The organism is Paraburkholderia tuberum STM678 (assembly GCF_902833905.1).
GTDB lineage: Bacteria > Pseudomonadota > Gammaproteobacteria > Burkholderiales > Burkholderiaceae > Paraburkholderia > Paraburkholderia tuberum.
This window is the reverse complement of record NZ_CADFGP010000015.1, coordinates 146,164-167,111: the sequence shown is the minus strand read 5'-3', so window position 1 is coordinate 167,111 and position 20,948 is coordinate 146,164. Positions and strand designations below refer to the sequence as shown.

The 20,948-nt window shown below is 63.7% G+C and carries 22 protein-coding genes; 13 read left to right on the top strand and 9 right to left on the bottom strand.

What is annotated here, in order from left to right; all coding sequences use genetic code 11:
• Window positions 1-183: hypothetical protein (locus HWY30_RS41065; protein ID WP_208524315.1), on the top strand; the 183-nt coding region annotated here is incomplete at its 5' end.
• A 130-nt stretch (window positions 184-313) separates the two neighbouring features.
• Here HWY30_RS41065 and HWY30_RS15850 read toward each other — a convergent pair.
• Window positions 314-1,429: an AI-2E family transporter gene (locus HWY30_RS15850; protein WP_090803817.1), complete on the bottom strand. Its 1,116-nt coding sequence runs from the start codon at window positions 1,427-1,429 to the stop codon at window positions 314-316.
• A 272-nt stretch (window positions 1,430-1,701) separates the two neighbouring features.
• On the opposite strand from HWY30_RS15850, the gene HWY30_RS15845 reads away from it, so the two are divergent.
• From HWY30_RS15845 to HWY30_RS15830, 4 genes are all read left to right on the top strand, one after another.
• Complete coding sequence (locus tag HWY30_RS15845; RefSeq protein WP_090803816.1) at window positions 1,702-2,916, top strand: DUF2863 family protein; 1,215 nt, start codon at window positions 1,702-1,704, stop codon at window positions 2,914-2,916.
• 213 nt (window positions 2,917-3,129) lie between these two features.
• On the top strand, window positions 3,130-4,011 hold the full coding sequence (locus tag HWY30_RS15840; RefSeq protein WP_090803814.1) for a response regulator transcription factor: 882 nt from the start codon (window positions 3,130-3,132) through the stop codon (window positions 4,009-4,011).
• 120 nt (window positions 4,012-4,131) lie between these two features.
• Window positions 4,132-4,806 carry an energy-coupling factor ABC transporter permease gene (locus HWY30_RS15835; protein ID WP_090803813.1) on the top strand — a complete coding sequence of 225 codons (675 nt, stop codon included), beginning with the start codon at window positions 4,132-4,134 and terminating at the stop codon, window positions 4,804-4,806.
• A gap of 174 nt (window positions 4,807-4,980) precedes the next feature.
• Window positions 4,981-5,598, top strand: a complete 618-nt coding sequence (locus HWY30_RS15830) for a BspC domain-containing protein (RefSeq protein WP_090803811.1) — start codon at window positions 4,981-4,983, stop codon at window positions 5,596-5,598.
• Between the two features lie 111 nt (window positions 5,599-5,709).
• Here HWY30_RS15830 and HWY30_RS15825 read toward each other — a convergent pair whose 3' ends face one another.
• Window positions 5,710-6,876 carry a M14 family metallopeptidase gene (locus HWY30_RS15825; protein WP_090803809.1) on the bottom strand — a complete coding sequence of 389 codons (1,167 nt, stop codon included), beginning with the start codon at window positions 6,874-6,876 and terminating at the stop codon, window positions 5,710-5,712.
• A 51-nt stretch (window positions 6,877-6,927) separates the two neighbouring features.
• On the bottom strand, window positions 6,928-7,710 hold the full coding sequence (yaaA, locus tag HWY30_RS15820; RefSeq protein ID WP_090803807.1) for a peroxide stress protein YaaA: 783 nt from the start codon (window positions 7,708-7,710) through the stop codon (window positions 6,928-6,930).
• Between the two features lie 57 nt (window positions 7,711-7,767).
• On the opposite strand from yaaA, the gene HWY30_RS15815 reads away from it, so the two are divergent.
• A complete protein-coding gene (locus tag HWY30_RS15815) occupies window positions 7,768-8,274 on the top strand; it encodes a putative toxin-antitoxin system toxin component, PIN family (RefSeq protein WP_090803806.1) in 507 nt (168 codons plus the stop codon).
• A 186-nt stretch (window positions 8,275-8,460) separates the two neighbouring features.
• On the top strand, window positions 8,461-9,633 hold the full coding sequence (locus HWY30_RS15810) for a pyridoxal phosphate-dependent aminotransferase (RefSeq protein ID WP_090803804.1): 1,173 nt from the start codon (window positions 8,461-8,463) through the stop codon (window positions 9,631-9,633).
• A gap of 109 nt (window positions 9,634-9,742) precedes the next feature.
• Here HWY30_RS15810 and HWY30_RS15805 read toward each other — a convergent pair whose 3' ends face one another.
• Complete coding sequence (locus tag HWY30_RS15805) at window positions 9,743-10,390, bottom strand: glutathione S-transferase family protein (RefSeq protein WP_090803802.1); 648 nt, start codon at window positions 10,388-10,390, stop codon at window positions 9,743-9,745.
• 127 nt (window positions 10,391-10,517) lie between these two features.
• Here HWY30_RS15805 and HWY30_RS15800 point away from each other — a divergent pair, with 127 nt between their 5' ends.
• The 6 genes from HWY30_RS15800 (at window position 10,518) to HWY30_RS15775 (ending at window position 16,870) form a co-directional block, all read left to right on the top strand.
• Window positions 10,518-12,074, top strand: a complete 1,557-nt coding sequence (locus HWY30_RS15800) for a 3-hydroxyacyl-CoA dehydrogenase (protein ID WP_090803800.1) — start codon at window positions 10,518-10,520, stop codon at window positions 12,072-12,074.
• On the top strand, window positions 12,071-12,859 hold the full coding sequence (locus HWY30_RS15795; RefSeq protein WP_090803799.1) for an oxepin-CoA hydrolase, alternative type: 789 nt from the start codon (window positions 12,071-12,073) through the stop codon (window positions 12,857-12,859). The genes HWY30_RS15800 and HWY30_RS15795 overlap by 4 nt, the downstream gene beginning before the upstream one ends.
• A gap of 21 nt (window positions 12,860-12,880) precedes the next feature.
• Window positions 12,881-13,597 carry a histidine phosphatase family protein gene (locus tag HWY30_RS15790; protein WP_090803797.1) on the top strand — a complete coding sequence of 239 codons (717 nt, stop codon included), beginning with the start codon at window positions 12,881-12,883 and terminating at the stop codon, window positions 13,595-13,597.
• A gap of 20 nt (window positions 13,598-13,617) precedes the next feature.
• Window positions 13,618-14,724, top strand: a complete 1,107-nt coding sequence (locus HWY30_RS15785; RefSeq protein WP_090803795.1) for a phosphotransferase — start codon at window positions 13,618-13,620, stop codon at window positions 14,722-14,724.
• A gap of 57 nt (window positions 14,725-14,781) precedes the next feature.
• Complete coding sequence (locus tag HWY30_RS15780) at window positions 14,782-16,041, top strand: acyl-CoA dehydrogenase family protein (RefSeq protein ID WP_090803794.1); 1,260 nt, start codon at window positions 14,782-14,784, stop codon at window positions 16,039-16,041.
• A gap of 127 nt (window positions 16,042-16,168) precedes the next feature.
• On the top strand, window positions 16,169-16,870 hold the full coding sequence (locus HWY30_RS15775) for a glutathione binding-like protein (protein WP_018420032.1): 702 nt from the start codon (window positions 16,169-16,171) through the stop codon (window positions 16,868-16,870).
• 98 nt (window positions 16,871-16,968) lie between these two features.
• On the opposite strand, the gene HWY30_RS15770 is transcribed toward HWY30_RS15775, so the two are convergent.
• From HWY30_RS15770 to HWY30_RS15750, 5 genes are read right to left on the bottom strand one after another with little or no spacing between them, the layout of a single operon-like run.
• A complete protein-coding gene (locus tag HWY30_RS15770; RefSeq protein WP_090803792.1) occupies window positions 16,969-17,445 on the bottom strand; it encodes a MaoC family dehydratase in 477 nt (158 codons plus the stop codon).
• A complete protein-coding gene (locus HWY30_RS15765; protein ID WP_090803790.1) occupies window positions 17,442-17,900 on the bottom strand; it encodes a MaoC family dehydratase in 459 nt (152 codons plus the stop codon). The genes HWY30_RS15770 and HWY30_RS15765 overlap by 4 nt, the downstream gene beginning before the upstream one ends.
• Before the next feature lie 33 nt (window positions 17,901-17,933).
• Window positions 17,934-19,067, bottom strand: a complete 1,134-nt coding sequence (locus tag HWY30_RS15760; RefSeq protein WP_090803788.1) for an acyl-CoA dehydrogenase family protein — start codon at window positions 19,065-19,067, stop codon at window positions 17,934-17,936.
• A gap of 10 nt (window positions 19,068-19,077) precedes the next feature.
• Entirely contained in the window at window positions 19,078-20,274 is a 1,197-nt protein-coding gene (locus HWY30_RS15755; RefSeq protein WP_090803787.1) for an acyl-CoA dehydrogenase family protein, read from the bottom strand.
• 48 nt (window positions 20,275-20,322) lie between these two features.
• Complete coding sequence (locus HWY30_RS15750; protein WP_090803785.1) at window positions 20,323-20,748, bottom strand: DUF1178 family protein; 426 nt, start codon at window positions 20,746-20,748, stop codon at window positions 20,323-20,325.
• Window positions 20,749-20,948 lie beyond the last annotated feature (200 nt).

Genomic DNA, 20,948 nt, shown 5'->3' with positions numbered 1-20,948 from the left:
CATTCCGCATCAAGCGCCCACACTTATCGACTGTTAGTTTTTAAAGATCGGTCCGCCAAACCCGCCGCGCCTGAACCACCACTACCCGGCACCGCTTCGTTTGCGTCGCTGCGTCTGCAGCAGAGAAGCGGAATTATGGAGAACTTCCACCGGATCGTCAACAGGTTTTTATCACTCGCCTAACCTGCCCACGCCGCCGAAGCCCACGCCATCAAAGGCTTCCCGCTTCTCCGCACCCCGGCGTCCGGAGCACGAAAGACCGGAATTCTAGTCGCCGCAGCCCGAACTTGCAAGCGAAATCCTGGGGTTTTCCTTAGGGGATCTTTCCCATACGGCCCGGATCGTCTATCGATGGGGTTTTCACTTCGGGCGCCAGCGTCTGGGCGGCGGATGCGCCGATCGTCCAATCATGCAGCACGGTATAAGCGACCGCCAGCAACGTCGGGCCGATGAAAACACCAAGAAAACCAAACGCAAACGCGCCGCCGAGGATGCCGAGCATCACCAGAATCAACGGCATGTCACTGTTTTTGCCAATCAGGATCGGCTTGATGACGTTGTCGGCCATGCCGACTACCAGCAGGCCCCATATGACCACAAAAATCGCCCATCCAGTCGACCCGCCCTGATACAGCCAGATCGCTGCCGGCAACCAGACAATGACCGGACCGCCCGGCACCACCGACAGAAAAAACGTCACGAGCCCGAGCAACGCCGGCGCCGGTACGCCCGCCATCCAGAAACCGAATCCCGCGAGAACCGCCTGTACGAGGGCCGTACCAAGAATCCCGTAGACCACCCCCTTCACCGTGCTGCCCGCCAGCGCCAGCAGATACTCGGCGCGCTCACCGGCTACTCGACGCATGCCGGCGTTCAGCCAGGCGGCCGCCCCCTCGCCACCGGTATAAAAGAAAAACGCGAGCACGATGCTCAACGCCAGCAGCCCCAGCCCATGCGTCACCGCAAGCGCCGCCGCCAGAATCCACTTCCCAGCCGGCGCGGCGAGCGTGTGCAATTGCGCGATCAACTCGGAATTGCTGCTGGTCAAGCGCTCCCAAAAGGCCTCGATGCTCGAACCAACCAGCGGGATCCGCTGCACCCACGGCGGCAGATCGGGCAACCCCGACTCGAAAAGTCTTTGCACCAGCGCAACGATGTCGTGAACATGCGCGCCGAACGCGAAACCCGCATAGACGAACGGCCCGAGCACCACGACCAGAATAATCAGCACGATCAAGGTCGCGGCCAGCTTGCGCCGCCCGCCGACCACGCCAGTGAGTCGCCGGTAGAGTCCCCAGGAACTGTAGCTGAGGATGGCGCCCCACAGCAGCGCGGTCGTAAATGGCGCCAGCACCAGCAACGACCCACCCACGAGCACAATCAATGCGAATACCGCGGCAAGTCGCTCGATCAGTTGGTCAGATTTCACGATGAATCTCCTATTGCGCCAGACCGTGGCAATGACATGACACACGCCCGTCAGGCGCCCGCTGAACGCCGTCAGTATAGAAGCGAGTTGGGCGTCCGGGGTGTCTTATACCATCCCGCCAGGGTGTTGCGAGTCGCTTGCGACTGTGCCGGTGGCGACCGCATTTTTTGAGATGAAAGCGCCCAAATTGCCCGGAGATTGCTGGCCAATCCATATAGCTGCCTGGAAAAGACTAGAATATAAGGTTCCGTGCCCCCAATTTTTCTGGATTTATGCGCTCGCGAATCACCAAACGTCTCCCTCCCGACGCCGACAAGCTCGTCGGTCTCTCGCTCGCGCTTTTCGCCTCGGGCAGCCGTACCGAAGATCGCTTCTGGGAAGCGAAGCTCGACGCGCTGCTGGCCAAAGTCGTGCGCAACGCCAACCAGACTACGCTAGACGCCGCGCTCGACCATCTGCAGCAAAACCATCCGGATGCCTACGGCGCGCTGGCCGACATGGCGGAAACGCACAGCGAATCGTTCGTGATCGAATATGAAGGCGTGTCTTATGAAGCGCTGCTGATCGCCGCGCCTGTGCTCGCCTGGACCCGCTACGTGATTCCGTCCGGCCCGCTCAAGTCCGACGCCGCCGACGCCCTGCGCGCACACCTGCAAGCGCACGTGCTCGCCGCCAACACGCGCGTGGCAATGGCTCCGTTCCTGTTCAGCATCGACCAGTTGCCGCGCCATCACGTCGAAACGTGGCGCATCGCCCAGCAACTTGCGCAAGCCGCGGTCGGCGGCGGCAACTCGAAGCTCAATTTCGGCGAACTGCCGGAGACCTCGCCGATTCTGGCGGACCCGCGCTTTCTGCTCGCCGTAGTCGCCGCTCCCGTCGGCGACGCGACGTTCCGCTGGCAGGAAGAAGAGCACGGCGCTCGCATCGAGCGCGGCCAATGTCTCGAACAATGGGCCACCCAAGGCGGCGCGAATCTGTCGGTCGTGCTGCCGGGCTGCGAATTCGAATGTCTGCTGCCGGATGCGTACTACTCGGCGTGCCGCGACGCCGATGAAAGTGTGCGTCCGCACACCGTGCGTACCGCCGTGCGTTATCTTTTCGACACTATTGGCGCGGCGCCGCAGGATCTGCGCGCGGTGGTCGCCGGCTTCGGCGAACGGCGCATCGACGAGTACCGCGTCGGCTTCACGCGCAAGGGCAGCAACGACGTGATCTACGGTGTCGTGTGGCCACTCTACGGCCGCGAAAACGGCGAGGCGGGCATCGACGAGGAGCCGGAGGAAATCACCGGCTCGGACGAACCGCTCGACGAAATCGTCGCGCTGCTCAAGGAAACCGGCATCACGGATGTGCGCCGCCACGCGGGCCGCTTCGAGCCGGAATATTGCGACGACTGCGGCGTGCCACTGTATGCGGACCCGCTCGGCGAAATCGTCCACGCGGAAATGCCCGAAGACGCCGAGCCCGCGCAACCCCATTTCCATTGATTTCGAAGTCGACATCCCTGCCTTATCGCAAAAAAGCCCCGTATACACGGGGCTTTTTTGTTGATTGTCCGCATTTCTTATGCCTTTTGGACAGCCGTCAAAACGAAGGGAATTTGTCATCATAGGCACGGTGACGCATCGCCGTGATCGAGTCAGCTCCACGAGTCCCACAGATGCGTCGCGCCATTTCGCCCGATACATCTGGAGACATGCATGCGCTTCGCGATTCTCAATTCAAACGCAGAACGACGTGATGGACTCAAGGCCTTGCTGCGGCAGATCGACCGGCTGGCACGCTTCACAGAAGCCGATGAATGGCGTCTGCTCGAACGTCCGTTCAAGCGTTATCGGCCTGATCTCGTCGTGATCGACTGGGAGGACTGGATGTCGGTTGCGCAGGTGCGCGCGTTGCTCAGCCACTTTCCGGACCTGCGCATCAGCGTGCTCACCGACGGGACTTTGCCCGCGCTCGTGCGCGCGCTGATGGACGAAGGTGTGCTCGGCGTTGTTCCACGCGACACCGATCCCTGCCTGATCGTGCGCGCATTGGAAATGGTGCTGCTCGGCGGTCACTACGTGCCGCCCGGCGCGCTGGCGATCGATCCGCCGCTGCCGACCGACACCGCGATCCGTACGTTCGACGAAGAAAGTCCGCCGCCCCGCCGCAACAAACTCTCGGGCGGGCTGTCACCGCGGCAGGAGCAGATCATGCGCTGCGTGCACATGGGCAGCACCAACAAGATGATCGCGCGCACGCTCGGCATTAGCGAAGGTACGGTCAAGATCCACCTGACGAGCATATTCCAGCAACTTGGTGCGCCCAATCGCGCCGCCGCGGTCGCGCTTTACAACGGATGGCTCACGAATCATTTGCAAGTGCTGCGCAACAACGGCGAGCACAGCGCGCGGCCGGTCATCCGCGGGCAGCCTGGCCCAGTTCCGCTCCGGCGCCGCACACGTGCGCGCTTCCAGTATCCGTTGCCGGGCAGCGACACCAGCAGCGCGCTACCGATGGCCGCGGAGCCCGCCACGTCGTACGGTGAGGCCCCACCCGGCCGGCCCGCGCGGAAGTCGGTCGGGCCGGGTTCCGCATGACGCGGGGTGCGGGGCACGCCGCGCGCATGGGTTGGAACGTCCGCATGCGCGCAGCGTCGAGGGTGGGCTGGCATGGAATCCGCTCACACCTTTTGTCGTCCAACGAGTAATATGAGACACATGGGTTTCCTCTACACACCGCTTCCGTTTTGGGTCGCTGTCGGTGGCTGGATTGCCACTGCGATGGTGATCGCGCTCGCGCTGTGGAAAAAACCTTTCAAAAGACTTCAGGACGGCACGCTCCAGCATGTCTGGCTCGCGATAATCGTCGCGGTGTCGGTGCTGTGGTCGAGCAACGCCTGGCTCGACGACGGCACCGTGATGCACCTGCTCGGCGCCACGCTCGTCGTCACGCTGTTCGACTGGGGGCTCGCCCTGATCGCGATGGCGGTGGTCGCGGGTCTGGCCGCCGTCGTCTTCGATGCGCCGTGGCAGGGCATCGCGCTGACGTTCCTCGTGTACGGAGCCCTGCCCGTCGCCATCTCGACCTTGCTCCAGCGCATCTGCACCGCGTGGCTACCGCGCAATCTTTTCATGTTCATCTTCGGCCAGGGCTTCGTTTCGCCCGCCATTGCCGTGTCGTTGACGGCTGCGGCAGCGCTCGGCATCCATATCGCGGTGTCCGGCGGTTCGATGACCGTGGTGCCGATCGGCTACGCGCTCAGCGTGCTGCTGCTCGCCACCGGCGAAGCATGGTTCACTGGCATGGCGACCGCGCTGATCGCGGTCTACCGTCCCGCGTGGGTGACCACCTACGACGTGCGGCGCTATCGTCTGGGCGGCCCGCGCACCTGAGAATGCGCGCTTTGACGTCGCGTGCGGCGCATCTGTGATAATCAGCGCCTCGTCACTGGAGACTTTCCGGGCGTCCCCGCCAGGACAAGGCAGAATATTTGCAGCAACATTGAACTCAACCCTTACGCAGGGCATCTTATTTGCCTCATCTCCCATTTGCGTCTAAAGAACTAGATGGATCGCACCAATGTACCGAGCCGGTTGCTGCGGGTGATCGGCCGGTTGGCAGCCTGCGCAGCGAGTCTCTCGCTCATCTGCGCGGCTCCCGCACTCGCTGATCAGCTCGAACAGCACAACGACCTCGTCAAAAGATTTATCACCGAAATGCACGCGGATCCGCTCGTCGCGGACTGCGCCGCGCATGGCGACTTCGTCGCGAGCACGTCGACCGCTTTCGACCACGTCGAATTCCCGTCCAGTTCGTTCGACAGTGCGCACTCGTCGGTCACGCCATGGAACGACTCGTTCGACGAAGGCAAGCAGCGCGTCAAGGTGGACAGCATCGTCACCGTCGAGGGCGTCGGCGTGCGCCAGGACAACTCGGGCGAGCCGGCCGATCTGAAATTCCGCTGCGGCTACGTCGGCTCGCAAATGCTCGCGTTCAGCTGGAACGATCCGGTACCGCCAAACCGCGCGCCTAGCGCGGGATCGGGCAAGCACAAAGGCGGCAAAGGCAAGCACGCGGTCGGCGGCAAGACGTCGAAGAAGTCGTCGAAGACAGGCTCGGGCCAATCGTCGCGCACGACGTCGAGCAAATCGGCAAACAAGAGCTCGAAGAAGAAGAGCCAATGACATCTGGCGCTGATCGAGCCGCGCCACCGTCCGATCAGTCGCCCCAATAAAAAACGAGGCACGCACTTTTGCCGTGCGCGCCTCGTTTTTTGTGTCCATCCGTCCGCTTCTTCAGGCGAACGTCTCCACGTGTCGCAGGATCGCTTGCAACATTGCGGCGCCAAGCGATGCGCTGCGCTCGCCGTTCCAGCCGACCCGCTCGTCGGGCAGATTTGCGTTGTCCTTGAACGGCATTTCCAACGTCAACGACAGACAGCCGAATTCGTTGCCGATGTACTTCGACGCGAGCTTCAACGCATCCTCGCGATACTTGCTCGCCGCATAGCCATACTTGTCCTGAAAATCCGGACTCGCGTGCTTGAACGCCTCGATGAACGCCGTCTGCTCGCGGCCCTGCCGCTCGGTGAAGCCCGGCAACATTTCGGAGCCCGCGACGAACACATACGGCAATGCCTCGTCGCCATGAATATCGAAGAACAGGTCGCAGCCTATCGCATGAATCGCGTCGCGCACCACCAGTACCTCGGGACTGCGCGCGGCATCCGGCTCCATCCATTCGCGATTCAGGTTCGCGCCGGCCGCGTTGGTGCGCAGATTGCCGCGCACGCTGCCGTCCGGATTCATGTTCGGCACGATGTGAAACACCGCATGATCGTAGAGCTTGCGCGCGACCGGGTCGCCCGCCCAATCGCCCCAACCGGCGAGGCGCTTCACGAACCCCTCGATGAACCATTCGGCCATCGTCTCGCCCGGATGCTGCCGGGCAATCAGCCAGATGTTCTTTTTGGGCGCGGCGTTGGCGGCATCGTTGGCGGGCGGCGTGCCGAGCGTGAGCAGCGAAATCGGCCGGCCTTCGACCGTCTTGCCGAGTTCGGTCAGCGACGCGTGCGGCATCTGCTGCACGGCGCCGAGAAACTCGGCATGACGCTCCTCGCTGTACGGTTCGAAGTACGCGTAGTAGATGCTGTCGAAATCGGGCGTATGGTCGATCGTCAGCACGCGGCCGTCGTACGACGTCGGCACGCGAAACCAGTTCACGCGGTCGTAGCTCGCGACCGCCCGATAGTCGCGCCAGCCCTCCGCGAACGCGCACGCGGCGGCGTTCTCGAAGGTCATCACGCAGCGCTCGCCCGCCGCGCCCGACAGGCGGAAATAGAACCACTGCGCGAACTCGGCGTGGCTGTCGGGCCGTACGCGCAGGCGAATATTGCCGGCGTCCTCGCAGGACAACACATCAACTGCGCCTGCGTCGAAATTGCTCGTAATCGATAACGTCATCGGAGTCTTCCCTGCCTGAATTCACGCTGCCTTTTTAGCGCAGCGGCACGCTTATTCCGCAACGCGGCGGCGAAATACGAAAGTGGAGTCGTTCGAGGCTTCGGCACTGAACGCGTAGCCTTCGGTCTCGAAGTCCTTCAACTGCTCGGGACGATCGAGGCGATTTTCCACCGCGAAGCGCGCCATCAAGCCGCGCGCGCGTTTTGCATGGAAGCTGATGATCTTGTAGCGGCCGCCCTTCCAGTCTTCGAACACCGGCGTGACGACCGGCGCGTCGAGCAGCTTCGGCTTGACCGACTTGAAGTATTCGCCCGATGCGCAATTGACCAGCACGCGCGAGGTGGCCGCATTCTTCTTCAACTGCGCGTTCAACGCGTGCGTGATCCGCTCGCCCCAGAACGCGTACAGATCCTTGCCGCGCGGATTGACGAAGCGCGTGCCCATTTCGAGCCGGTACGGCTGCAGCAGATCGAGCGGACGCAGCAGGCCGTAGAGGCCCGACAGCACCCGCACGTGATTCTGCGCATAGTCGAGATCGGCCGACGACAACGTCTTCGCATCGAAACCTTCGTACACGTCGCCGTTGAAAGCGAGCACCGCCTGCTTGGCGTTGTGCATGCCGAATTGCGGCGACCAGTCCGCGTAACGCTGAAAATTGAGGTGCGCGAGCTGATCGGAAATGCTCATCAGCGAAGCGATCTGTTGCGGCGACAAACGGCGCAGGCCGCTGATCAGTTCGGCGGCGTCATCGACGAAATCGGGGATCGTGTGCTTTTTGACGTGCGGCGGGGTGTCGTAGTCGAGCGATTTCGCCGGCGACAGAACGATTATCATAGAGGCTTGCAGGCACGCCGTGCCTGGCGGTCAAAGACGAAAGCCCGATTGTAACGAATGCCCGGTTCCCTCGCCTCAAGCGGCGCGTTGCGCGTCGTACTCGATTCCAATGTCTGGATCGACATACTCGTATTCGACGACCCTCACACGCGGCCGATCGCCGCCGCGCTCGAAAGCGGCGCGCTCGCCGCGCTGATCGACGCGCGCTGCCTCGCCGAGCTCGCCTACGTGCTCGACTATCCGCAGTTCGCGCACCGCAGTGTCGACAAAGCCGCTGCGCTCGCGGTCGTCGCGCGGCTGGCGCAACTGGTCAAGCCGTGTGAGCCGACCGAGTCCGCCGCCGACGCGCGGCCGCTGCCCCAATGCAAGGATCGCGACGATCAGAAGTTTCTCGAGCTTGCGCATGCGGCGCAGGCCGACTGGCTCGTGTCGAAAGACCGTGCGGTGCTGAAGCTCGCGAAACGCGTCGCGCGCGACTTCGGCTTCAGGATCGCGCAACCGGCACCGTTCGTCGCGGCAATCGGCATCGCGCAGAATGCTGGGGGCGAGCCCGTCAACGCGTGAATCCGACCGTCCGTGCGGCGCGTTGAGCCGAGCGCATGTTGAAGGTTCATCGTCAGGCGGCTTCTGACGATCAACGTGACACCCGCGGCGCGCACAGCGTGTCGCGATTCCCTACAATCAGGCTTCGCCCTTCGCAACGACAGTTCGAGAACCGGCCCACCTTATCGCCCTGCTACCCACGACGCCATGAACGCACCGCACGACACGCCCACGAGCCCCACGTTTCCGTCTCGCCTGCCGAACGTCGGCACGACAATTTTCACCGTGATGAGCGCGCTCGCCGCGGAAAAAGGCGCGGTGAATCTGGGTCAGGGCTTTCCCGACTTCGCCTGCGATCCGCGCATCGTCGACGCGGTCGCGAACGCGATGCGCAACGGTCACAACCAGTATCCGCCGATGGCCGGTGTGCTGCCGCTGCGTCAGGCGATTTCGGACAAGATCGCGAATCTGTACGGCCGCCACTACGACGCCAATAGCGAAATCACCGTGACCGCGGGCGCCACACAGGCGTTGCTGACCGCGATTCTTTGCACTGTCCATCCCGGCGACGAAGTGATCGTGATCGAACCGACCTACGACAGCTATCTGCCGTCGATCGAACTCGCGGGCGGCAAGCCGGTCTTCGTCACGCTCGACGCACCCGACTACGCGATCCCGTTCGACAAGCTCGCCGCCGCGATCACGCCGAAGACGCGGCTCATCATGATCAATACGCCGCACAATCCGACCGGCACCGTGTGGCGCGAACAGGACATGCGCAAGCTCGAGGAGATCGTGCGCGGCACCAACCTGCTGATCCTGTCCGACGAGGTGTACGAGCACATGGTCTACGACGGCGCGCCGCATGAAAGCGTCGCGCGTTATCCGCAACTCGCGCAGCGCAGCTTCGTCGTGTCGAGCTTCGGCAAGACCTACCACGTAACGGGCTGGAAAGTCGGCTATGTGGCCGCGCCCGCCGCGCTGACCGCCGAGTTCCGCAAGGTGCACCAGTTCAACGTGTTCACCGTCAACACACCGATGCAGATCGGCCTCGCCGATTACATGAAAGACCCGGCGCCGTACGTGGAGCTACCGGCGTTCTATCAGCGCAAGCGCGATTTCTTCCACGCGGGCCTCGCGAATTCGCGCTTCAGGCTGCTACCGTGCACGGGCACGTATTTTCAGTGCGTCGACTATTCGGCGATCAGCGACCTGCCCGAAGCCGAATTCGCGCAATGGCTGACCGGCGAAATCGGCGTCGCGGCGATTCCGGTCTCGGCGTTCTATCACGAGGCGCACGAGTCGGGCGTGGTGCGCTTCTGCTTCGCCAAGCAGGAAGGCACGCTCGCTACCGCGCTCGAACGGCTCGCGCGGCTCTAGGATGCCTTGCGCGATGCCACGAACGAACCCACGTTACTTGCCATCGCGCTGCGCGGCACGGGTGTGCGCTTCGCACCCATGCGCGCTTCATGGCACTGCGCTCATTCCCTCAGGACGCACGCGATGCCGCGACACAGGCCTTGCGATCCTCCGTCACGCGCTGCGCAGCCGGCCGCGGGTTGATCGTCTTCACGTAGCGCTTCCAGTCGATCCCCGCTTCGAGCAGAAGATCGCGGCCGTAAATGGTCTGTGTCGCCATACCGACGAGCGGCAGGCTCACGTAGCCGGCGGTATCCGCCACGCTGAATTGCTCGCCGCACAGATACGGCGAGAACTTCGCGATCCGTTTGAAACCGGCGATGTGATGCGTGAGCAGCTTCTCGACGCGCCCTTTCGTCGCGTCGCTGACCGTGCCGCCGAAAAACGCTTCCTTGTACAGATTGCGCACTGTCAGCTCGAGATGTACATCGACGAAAAAGATCATTTCGCGTTCCTTGGCGGCCTGCCACGGATCGGCGCAGAAGATCCGCTTGTCGGGAAAACGCGCAGCCAGATATTCGACGATGCACTGCGACTCGCAGAGGTCGCCGTGCTCGGTCTGCAGATATGGCACCTTGCCGAGCGGCGAATGCTCGAGCAGCGCTTCTTCCTGACTCGGCTTCACGAACTGCTCCTCGAACTCGATGCCATGTTCGAGCAGCACGAACTTGACCTTGTTGTAGTAGTTGGACAGCGCAAAACCGCACAGTTTGATCATGGGGTGTCTCCTTGTGTCATGGTGTGTGAGACCGTGCGTCGAGGTTGAAGTAGCGGCTTTCCATCGAATCATCCAAGAAATTGCACGATCGTGCTATTCTAAAATAACCGTGGAGTCGGGCATCACAATGAACTCTCGCAATTTCAGCATCGAGACCATCGGCATCGTCGGCACCGGCGCGATGGGCCGCGGTATCGCGCAAATCGCGGCGCTCGCTGGCCTGCGCGTGCGGCTCTACGACACCCACGCGGCCGCCGTCGGCGCCGCGCGCGACTATCTCGCGGAGACTTTCGCCAAATTGACGGCCAAAGGCAAGCTGGAGCAGTCGCGCTCGCTCGCCGCGCTCGCCAACGTGAGCGGCGTGCAGGCGATCAGCGAACTGGTCGGCTGCGATCTCGTCGTCGAGGCGATCGTCGAAAAGCTCGAGGTGAAGCAGGCGCTGTTTCGCGAGCTCGAAACCGTGGTCAGCGGCCGCTGCATCCTCGCGTCGAATACGTCGTCGCTGTCGATCACCGCGATTGCCGCGGGCTGCACCGATCCGTCGCGCGTGGTCGGCTATCACTTCTTCAATCCGGTGCCACTGATGAAGGTCGTCGAAGTGATCGACGGCCTGCGCAGCGACCCCGAAGCCGGCGACGCGCTGATGGATCTCGCCCGCCGCATGGGCCACACGCCGGTGCGCGCGAAGGACATGCCGGGCTTCATCGTCAATCACGCGGGCCGCGGCATGAATACCGAGGGCTTGCGCGTGGCGGGCGAAGGCGTCGCGAGCTTTGCGGACATCGACCGCATCATGCGCGAGCAGGCCGGCTTTCGCCTCGGGCCGTTCGAGCTGCTGGACCTGACCGCGCTCGACGTGTCGCATCCGGTGATGGAGTCGATCTATCACCAGTTCTACGAAGAACCGCGTTACACGCCGTCGCCGATCACGGGCACGCGGCTATCGGGCGGACTGCTCGGCCGCAAGAGCGGCGAAGGTTTCTATCGCTACGTGGACGACAAGCAGCAGGTTGCCGCCGAAGCGCCCGCTCCGACCACGCTGCCGCAAAGCGTGTGGGTCAGCCAACGCTACCGCGACGCGTATGAGGCCGTCGTGCAACTGGTCGGCAAAGCGGGCGTAAAGCTCGACGAAGGCGCGACGCCCGCCGCCGGTTCGCTGATCGTCGTCACGCCGTTCGGCCACGACGCGACCACGGCCGCGGTCGACGAAGCGCTCGACGCGAGCCGCGTCGTCGCCGTCGATGCCCTGTTCCCGCTCGTCGGCGCGCAACGCCGCACGCTGATGACCACGCCGGCCACGACACGCGCCGCGCGCGATAGCGCGCATGCGCTGTTCGCCGCCGACGGCATCCCCGTCACCGTGATCCGCGATTCGACCGGCTTCGTCGCGCAGCGGGTGGTCGCGACGATCGTCAACATCGGCTGCGACATCGCGCAGAAGCAGATCGCGACGCCGGAGGACATCGACCTCGCCGTCATGCTCGGCCTCGGCTACCCGCGCGGACCGCTCGCGCTCGGCGACGCGCTCGGCGCCACCACCATTCTCACGATCCTGCGCAACATGCACAGCGTGCTCGGCGAACCGCGCTATCGTCCGTCGCCGTGGCTCGCAAGACGCGCGCAACTCGGCCTTGCGCTCACCCAGCGCGACGCCACCGACATCCCAACGGAGACCCAATCATGAGCGCCGCCCTGCTCGCTTCACGCCCGGCCAGCAGCGAATCCACGCTGGTCCTCACGCTGTCGAACCCCGGTGCGCGCAACGCGCTGCATCCGGACATGTACGCCGCGGGCATCGAGGCATTCGATACCGTCGAGCGCGATCCGTCGATTCGCGCCGTCGTGATCACCGGCGCCGATAACTTCTTTTGCGCGGGCGGCAACCTGAACCGCCTGCTCGAAAATCGCGCGAAAGATCCCTCCGTGCAAGCCGATAGCATCGACATGCTCGCTCAATGGATTTCGGCACTGCGGCTATCGTCGAAGCCGGTCATTGCCGCGGTGGAAGGCGCGGCGGCAGGCGCGGGATTTTCGCTCGCGCTCGCCTGCGATCTGATCGTCGCCGCGGACAACGCCAAATTCGCGATGTCCTACGCGCGCGTCGGTCTGACGCCCGACGGCGGCGGCTCGTGGTTTCTCGCCGAGGCGCTGCCGCGCCAGCTGGCCACCGAGGTACTGATCGAAGCCAAGCCGATCGGCGCCGCGCGTCTGCACGAACTCGGCGTCGTCAACCGGCTCACCAAAGCCGGCACCGCGCTCGATAACGCGCTCGCCTGGGCCGACGAGCTCGGCGCGATTTCGCCCAATTCGGTCGCGCGCATCAAGGGGCTGATCGCCGCGGCCGGTACGCAGCCGCTCGCTGATCATCTGGTCGCCGAGCGCGATAACTTCGTCGCGTCGCTGCATCATCGCGACGGTCTCGAAGGCATCACCGCGTTCCTCGAAAAACGCGCACCGATCTACAAATGAACGACGAGAGAGCCGCCCGACATGCCCGACTACCAACTGCCGAAACGGCGCCGCATCTTCCTGATGCGTCACGGCGACGTCACCTACTTCGACGACTCCGGCCGCGCGATCGATCCTGAAACCGTGCCGCTGAACGCGAACGGCCGCGAGCAGGCGAGCGCGGCGGGCCGCGTGTTCGCCGAACAGCAGGTGCGCTTTGACCGCGTGATCGTCAGCGGCTTGCCGCGCACGATAGAAACCGCGCGGTGCGTGCTTGCCGAAACGGGTCAGCAGATCGAGCCCGACATCGAGCCCGCGTGGCGAGAAATTCGCGGCGGACGGCTCGGCGGCATTCCGCCGAGCGATATCGAGGCGGCGTTTCTCGGCGTGTTCGACGGCATCGTGCCGGAGAGCATGCGCTTTCTCGACGGCGAAACGATCGGCGAGCTGTTCGATCGCGTTCTGCCGGCCGTCACGGCGCTGCGCGAAGACACGTCGTGGGACACCGCGTTGCTGGTGCTGCACGGCGGCGTCAATCGCGCGATCCTGTCGCACGCGCTGACGGCCGGCGGCCGCACGTTCTTCGGTCATCTGGCGCAGGCGACCGGCTGCATCAATGCGCTCGACGTCGGCGCCGCGCCGCGCGACTGGGTGCTGCGCATGCTCAACTATTCACCGCCGTCGCCGTTGCATCGCGACGTTCGCAACACCACGATGGAAATGCTCTACGCACAATTCATCCGATACCAGCGTAGCTGACACCGAACTGGAGGAGACACATGGCGCAAGCCACGCAGACCGGCGAACCCGCACGCAGACAGGACTACTCGGCTTTCGAGGGCACCCGCCCGGTCAACGAGCGGCAACGCTTCGACAACGACGCGCTCGCCGCGTGGCTGGCCGGACATGTCGACGGATTCGAGGGGCCGCTCACGCTCGAGCAATTCGCGGGCGGACAATCCAATCCCACGTTCAAGCTGATCACGCCGTCGCGCGCGTACGTGATGCGCGCGAAGCCCGGACCCGCGGCGAAGCTGCTGCCGTCCGCCCATGCGATCGAACGCGAATATCGCGTGATGCACGCGCTCGCCGACACCGACGTGCCGGTCGCGCACATGCTCGCGCTGTGCGAGGACGAAAGCGTGATCGGTCGCGCGTTCTACGTGATGGAGTTCGTGGAAGGTCGCGTGCTGTGGGATCAATCGCTGCCCGGCATGACGCCCACCGAGCGCGCGGCGATCTACGACGAAATGAATCGCGTGATCGCGGCGTTGCACAGTGTCGACGCCGCCGCCGCCGGCCTCGCCGACTACGGTAAGCCGGGCAATTACTTCGCGCGCCAGATCGGCCGCTGGAGCAAGCAGTATCTGGCGTCCGAGACCGAGCCGATCGACGCGATGCACCGGCTGATCGAATGGCTGCCGCAGCATATGCCGGCCGAAACGAACGAGCGCGTGTCGGTCGTGCATGGCGACTACCGGCTCGACAATCTGATTTTCGATCGCAACGAGCCGCGCGTGCTCGCGGTGCTCGACTGGGAACTGTCGACGCTCGGCGATCCGCTCGCCGACTTTGCTTACCACTGCATGGCGTGGCATGTCGACCCGACGCAGTTCCGCGGCATCGCGGGACTCGATTGGGCCGCGCTCGGCATTCCCGATGAAGCGCGGTACGTCGAGCGCTATTGCCAACGCACCGGTTTCGAGATTCGTGGCGACTGGAATTTCTATCTGGCCTACAACATGTTCCGCATCGCAGCGATTCTGCAAGGGATCATGAAGCGCGTCGTCGACGGTACCGCATCGAACCCGCAGGCGCTCGACGCCGGCCGGCGCGCGAAGCCGATGGCCGAACTCGCCTGGCACTATGCGCAGAAGGTTCTCTAGACACAAGGGCGCGCCCTGCTCCCCATCATTCGCAGTCCGTTACCCGCGAGGTCCAAGATGAATTTCGATTACACCCCGAAGGTCCAGGCGTTGCGCGAAAAGCTGCTCGCTTTTTTTGACGAGCACATTTACCCGAACGAACAGGCGTTCTATGCGGAGATCGCGCGCAACCGCCAGAACGGCAACGCATGGGTGCCGACCGAACTGGTCGAGCAACTCAAGCAGAAGGCGCGCGAGGCCGGTCTGTGGAATCTGTTCCTGCCGCAATCGGAGCGCGGCGCGGGCCTGACGAATCTCGAATACGCGCCGCTGTGCGAGATCATGGGCCGCGTGCCGTGGGCGCCGGAAGTGTTCAACTGCAACGCGCCGGACACCGGCAACATGGAGACGATCGAGCGCTACGGCAGCGAAGAGAACAAGCGCGAGTGGCTCGAACCGCTGCTGCAAGGGCAGATCCGTTCGGCGTTTCTGATGACGGAGCCGGAGGTCGCGTCGTCGGATGCGACGAACATCCAGACCAGCATCGTGCGCGAGGGCGACCATTACGTGATCAACGGTCACAAGTGGTGGTCGTCGGGCGCGGGCGATCCGCGCTGCAAGGTCTATATCGTGATGGGCAAGACCGATCCCGACGCGCCGCGCCATCAGCAGCAGTCGATGATCCTCGTGCCCGCCGACGCCACCGGCATCACCGTGCATCGCCCGCTCACGGTGTTCGGTTACGACGACGCGCCGCACGGCCACATGGAGATCACACTCGACAACGTGCGCGTGCCCGCTACCAGCATGCTGCTCGGCGAAGGCCGCGGCTTCGAGATCGCGCAAGGCCGTCTCGGCCCGGGACGCATCCACCACTGCATGCGCCTGATCGGTCTCGCCGAACGCGCGCTCGAATTGATGGCGAAGCGCTCGCTGCAGCGTGTCGCGTTCGGCAAGCCGGTGGCGTCGCAAGGGGTCACGCAGGAGCGTCTTGCCGAGGCGCGCTGCATGATCGAGCAGGCGCGTCTGCTCACGCTGAAGACCGCGTACATGATGGATACCGTCGGCAACAAGGGCGCGCGCGGCGAGATCGCGATGATCAAGGTGGTCGCGCCGAACATGGCGTGTCAGGTGATCGACTGGGCGATTCAGGCGCATGGCGGCGGCGGCGTCAGCGACGATTTTCCGCTCGCGTATGCCTATGCGTCGGCGCGCACGCTGCGTTTCGCCGACGGCCCCGACGAAGTGCATCGCAACGCGATCGCCAAGCTCGAACTTGCGCGCCATATGGATGCGGGCGCGGCCGCTCGCGTTGAGATGCCGGTCACACGCGTTTGAGTGCTTCGGCTCGGTGTGAGCGTGGGGACTGAGCCCGCGGCAAGCAGCGTCGCGCGATCTATGCTCTAATTTTCGGCAACGGCGGCGCCCTCTTTGCGGCGCCGCTTCGACGAACAAAGGAGCCAGGATGATCGACGTCTATAGCTGGGCGACCCCGAACGGTCACAAGATTCATATCATGCTCGAGGAAACGGGCCTACCCTACAACGTGCATGCCGTGAACATCGGTGCCGGCGACCAGTTCAAGCCGGAATTTCTCGCCATCAGTCCCAACAACAAGATTCCCGCGATCGTCGATTCCGAAGGTCCGAAAGGCGCCGACGGCCGGCCCTTCGCGCTATTCGAATCGGGCGCGATCCTGATTTATCTGGCCGAGAAAACCGGCAAGTTTCTACCGAGCGATCCGGCCGCGCGCTACGCGGCACTGCAATGGCTGATGTTCCAGATGGGCGGCCTCGGTCCGATGCTGGGGCAAACGCATCACTTCCGCGTGTATGCACCCGAGCAGATCGAATACGCGGTCAATCGCTACACCAATGAGGCGCGACGTCTGTACGGCGTGATGGACACGCAACTCGGCAAGACGCGTTACCTGGCCGGCAACGACTATACGATCGCGGACATCGCTGCGTTTCCGTGGACCCGTTCGTGGAAAAATCAGGGCATCGAGCTCGATACCTTGCCGAACGTGAAGCGCTGGCATGAAGAGATCGCTGCGCGGCCGGCGGTGGTGCGCGGCGTCGACGTGCTGGCGTCGGCGCGCGCGCCGCTGATGGACGACAAGGCGAAAGAGATCCTGTTTGGCGCGACGCAGTACGCGAAACACTAGTTTCGGCCGTCTCGCTGACGCGGCTCGACACAAACCGAAAGCGCGAGCGGCATGCCTGCCGGCTCGCGCTTTTTCATTTCGTCTGCGAAGGGAAAACGCTAGAAATAATGCCGCGTGATGAACTCCGCGACGCACACCGGTCGTTCGCTGCCCTGACGCTCCAGCGTCACGTTCCACGCGAGTTGCACGCCGCTGTTGTCGACGTCGGTCACCGACTCGACGGCAAACTTCCCGCGCAGCGACGACCCCACGAGTACCGGCGACACGAAACGCACGCGGTTCAAGCCATAGTTGACACCCATGCGCTGCTCGATCTTCACCGTTTTGCCGAGCAAAGCCGGAATCAGCGACAGCGTCAAAAACCCATGCGCGACCGGGCCGCCAAACGGCGATTCGCGTTTGGCCCGCTCGGGATCGATGTGAATCCACTGATGATCGCCGGTTGCCTCGGCGAAACGGTCGACCCTCTCCTGATCGACGCTCAGCCACTCGCTGACGAGCGGCTCGGCGCCGATGAGCGCGCGCAAAGCACCCGCATTGTCGAAAGCGACTGGCGTCGCCGCGCTCGCCGTCATGCCGCCGCTCCCGGATTGCGCAGGCCGAACATGCCGTTCGAGCGCACGGTGATCACCGTTTCGCCGTGCTGATTGATGCCCTCCCAGCGTGTCGACACGATGCCGCGATCCGGCTTGCTCTGCGACACGCGCTTGTCGACGATGACGTTCATCATCGTGATCGTGTCGCCGACTCGTACCGGCTTGAGCCAGCGGATCTCGTCGATCCCGGGCGAACCCATCGATGTCGAATCCGCCAGTACCTTGCGCACGAGCATGCCCATCATTACCGAGCAGGTGTGCCAACCACTCGCGACGAGGCCGCGGAACGGCGATTCGGCCGCGGCGGCTTCGTCGAGATGAAACGGTTGCGGATCGAACTTCTGCGCGAACTCGACAATCTCCTCGCGCGTGAACATGTGCTTGCCGATTTCGCGGCTCGAGCCCACTTCCATGTCTTCGAAACTGATTTTCATCGTGCACCTCCTTTGTCCGGTGGAACGGCCCGATCAGTCTTCGGCGACCGCAAATCCGGGCAGCGTGGCAAACCGCGCGAGATGATGATCGACGTCGCCAAGCGTGGTCTCGATGATCGCGAGGCGCTTGAACAGATGCGCGGCCGCCACTTCGTTCGTGACACCCATGCCGCCGTGCAACTGCACCGCCTGTTGACCAACGAAACGCGCGGCCTGGCCGACCCGAACTTTTGCCGCGGAGATCGCTCGACGGCGCTCGTTCGCGTCTTCACTCGCGTAGCGCATCGCAGCCAGATACGTGATCGAGCGCGCCTGCTCCGCGTGGATCAGCATCTCGACCATGCGATGCTGCAACGCCTGGAAACGCGCGATCGGCTGGCCGAACTGCTGGCGCGTTTTGGTGTACTCGACGGTGGCGTGATTGAGCGCGTCGAGCGCGCCGAGCGCTTCCGCGCACAGCAGCAGCGTGCCGTAGTCGGCGATCTGCTCGAGGGTTGCCGCCCCCGCGTGTTCGCCGGCGAGCCGGCGCGCGGGCGTGCCATTGAATTCGAGCGTCGCCGCGCGTTGACCGTCGATCGTGCGGTACTCGGTGAGCGTGACGCCGGCCGCGTCGCGCGCGACGACAAAGAGTGCGATTTCGCCATCGAGGCGCGCCGGCACGATCCAGTGGTCCGCCTGCGCGCCGTGCAGCACGACCGATTTGGTGCCGCTCAGCGTGTGCTGCGCACCCTGCCCGCTCGCGGTCGTCGCGACTTCGAACAGATCGTAGCGCGCATGCGGCTCGTGAAACGCCACGGCCAGCCTCGCTTCGCCCTGGGCCGCCCGTTCGAGCAGCGCGGCATCTTCGCCGTCGCCGGTGCCGGTGCCGGCAAGGCGCAGCGCTTCGATGCCGACCGCGGTCGCCCAAAACGGCTCGACGACGAGCGCGCGACCGAGTTCCTGCATGACCACGAGCATGTCGATCGGACCACCGTTGAAGCCGCCCTGCGTTTCGGGCACCGGCAACGCGGTCAGCCCCAGTTCGGTGAACGCGGCCCAGTGCACAGCCGATACGCCCGCCTCCGAGCGCACGATCTGCTGGCGCGCTTCGAAGCCGTAGCTCCTGTCGAGATAGCGGCGCAGCGCATCGGCAAATTGCTGTTGTTCGTCGTTGAAAGTGAAGTCCATGCGCCGCTCCTCAAAGTCCGAGAATCATCTGCGCGATGATGTTCTTTTGAATTTCGTTCGAGCCGCCGTAAATCGACGTCTTGCGGAAGTTGAAGTAGTACGCGGCAAGCGGCGCGGCATCGTCGTCGCCGGCAAGACTGTGCTCGCGTTCGCCTTCGAGGAACGGCACGTCGAACGGCGCGGCCAGCGGGCCGATTGCTTCGAACATCAGCTCGGTGAGCCCCTGTTGCACTTCCGTGCCCTTGATCTTCAGCATCGACGCTTCCGGGCCCGGGCCGCGACCGCCCGCCTCGTTGGCTACCACCCGTTGCACGGTGACTTCCAGCGCCATCAACTCAATTTCGAGACTCGCTACCTTCGCCGCAAACACCGGATCGTGCAGCAGCGGCTTGCCGTTCTTTTTCTGATTCAGCGCGACACGCTTCAGAAACGCCAGCTCACGCTTCGACGCTCCGACTCGCGCAATGCCGGTACGCTCGTGGCCGAGCAGATATTTCGCATACGTCCAGCCGCGATTTTCTTCGCCGACGAGATTGTCGACCGGCACTTTGACGTCCTCGAAGAACACCTCGTTGACTTCGTGATCTTCGTCGAGCGTGATGATGGGCCGCACCGTGATGCCCGGGGTTTTCATATCGATCAGCAGGAACGAGATGCCCTCCTGCTTTTTGGCGCCGCTGTCGGTGCGCACGAGGCAGAACATCATGTCGGCGTGCTGGCCGAGCGTGGTCCAGGTCTTCTGGCCGTTGACCACGTAATGATCACCGACGCGCTCCGCGCGGGTGCGCAGCGACGCAAGGTCGGAACCCGATCCCGGTTCCGAGTAGCCCTGACACCACCAGTCCGTGCCGTCGAGAATACGCGGCAGATAGTGGCGCTTCTGCGCCTCGTTACCGTACTTCATCAGCACCGGCGCAACCATCGACACACCGAAAGGCAGCACGGAAGGTGCGCCGATACGCGCGCACTCTTCTTCCCAGATATGTCGTTGCGTCGCGTCCCAGCCGGGGCCGCCGTATTCGCGCGGCCACGCGACTGCCGACCAGCCTCGCGTGCCGAGCAGCCTGTGCCAGCTTGCGAAGTCTTCGCGGGAAAGCCGTTTGTGATTGAGAACCTTGTCGCTCAGCTCGCGAGGCAGATTCGCTTCGAGCCAGGCGCGGATGTCGGCGCGGAACGCGTCTTCAGCGGGGGAATAGTCCAGATTCATGCGTAGTGTCTCCTGGCCGCCACCGCCCGGCCGCCTGGAGCCACCGCGCTATTGCAATGGTTCCTTCAGCGCAGCTGGGACCGGCAGCGGCATCACTTCGATGCCTTCCTCGACCAAGGCACGCGCATCCTCCGGTGTCGTGACACCGCGAATACTGCGCACAGGCGCTTCGTTGTAGTGAATGCGTCGTGCTTCCTCGGCGAAGCGGTCGCCCACGTTCTCCGTCTTCTCCAGTACCTCGCGCAGCGCGCGCATCATGTGCGCCTGCATTTGCTCCACGCCCGCCGGCACCTTGGAGTCGGTCGCGCCCGACAGATTCAGACGCGGTGCCGAAGGCAAACGGCTCACCTCGTTCGCACCGCAGATCGGACATTCGACGAGCTTGCGGGACTGCTGCGACTCGAAGTCATCGGTCGAAGCGAACCAGCCTTCGAACCGATGGCCATGCGGACACTGTAAATCGAGGACCTTCATATGGAATCAGGGCTTGCGTGCCAGTTTAGCGCAAAATGTAAATTTGTGAACGATCGTTCGCAAAACTTTAGAGCCGGCGTGCAACCGCCAGCGGCCGCAAGGGAATATGACGCGGGTGGGCGATTTTAACGCTTTACGGCAGGTGCTGCCGAAGGCGGCCCGGCTAGTAAGCGGTGCCACATCTGCTCCGCTCTACGGCC